The organism is Streptococcus sp. GMD6S (genome assembly GCF_000297015.1).
In genome coordinates this window covers 1-863 of record NZ_AJRH01000201.1, presented here as the reverse complement: position 1 = coordinate 863, position 863 = coordinate 1, and the positions used below count along the sequence as shown (strand labels likewise).

The following is an 863-nucleotide window of genomic DNA, read 5'->3' as shown; positions in this document are numbered from 1 at the left end:
AGGTAACAACCCAACAATCACTAACACGTATACTGAACCGAAAAAAGAAGAACCTAAGGAAGGTCCTAAGGGTGAACAACCTAAGGGAGATTTGCCAAACACTGGTGGAGCAGACTTTACAGCATTCTCTACTATTCTTGGTCTAGTTCTTGCAGCTTTGGCAGGACTTGTATACCGTGCTAAAAAAGTTGACTAATCTTAACTTTGAATAAAGCAAAATGATGGTGACCGTTTTACGGTCCCATCTTTTTGTTTTTGATAGTTTATAATAAATCTGCACAACTTGCTTCCTTTTCCTTTAAAAAAATCAAAAATTTCGGTATAATAGTCAAAGATAGTCAAGGTTCAAAGAAGGAGTTTGATTTACTATGAGATTTAAAAATACATCAGATCATATCGAAGCCTATATCAAGGCGATTTTAGACCAGTCTGGTATCGTGGAATTGCAGCGGAGCCAGTTGGCAGATACCTTCCAGGTTGTACCGAGCCAGATCAACTATGTCATCAAGACTCGCTTTACGGAAAGTAGAGGTTACTTAGTTGAGAGCAAGCGTGGTGGTGGAGGCTACATTCGCATAGGGCGTATTGAGTTTTCCAATCATCACGAGATGCTACGCGATTTGCTTTATTCAATCGGAGAGCGAGTTAGTCAGGAGATTTATGAGGATATTCTCCAGCTTTTGGTGGAGCAGGACTTGATGACCAAGCAAGAGATGACCTTGCTGACTTCTGTAGCAACAGATCGTGTCCTAGGGGAAGAATCCCCAGTTGTCCGTGCCAATATGCTCCGACAGCTATTGCAAGAGGTAGATAGAAAAGAGAAGTAAGATGAACTATTCAAAAGCATTGAATGAATGTATCGA

2 protein-coding genes are annotated in these 863 nt (G+C 40.8%); both read left to right on the top strand.

Annotated features, from left to right (window positions below; translation table 11 throughout):
- A partial coding sequence (locus GMD6S_RS09665; protein ID WP_000463696.1) for an LPXTG cell wall anchor domain-containing protein occupies nucleotides 1-196 on the top strand: 196 nt, incomplete at its 5' end.
- A gap of 172 nt (nucleotides 197-368) precedes the next feature.
- On the top strand, nucleotides 369-827 hold the full coding sequence (locus tag GMD6S_RS09660; RefSeq protein ID WP_001211257.1) for a CtsR family transcriptional regulator: 459 nt from the start codon (nucleotides 369-371) through the stop codon (nucleotides 825-827).
- Nucleotides 828-863 lie beyond the last annotated feature (36 nt).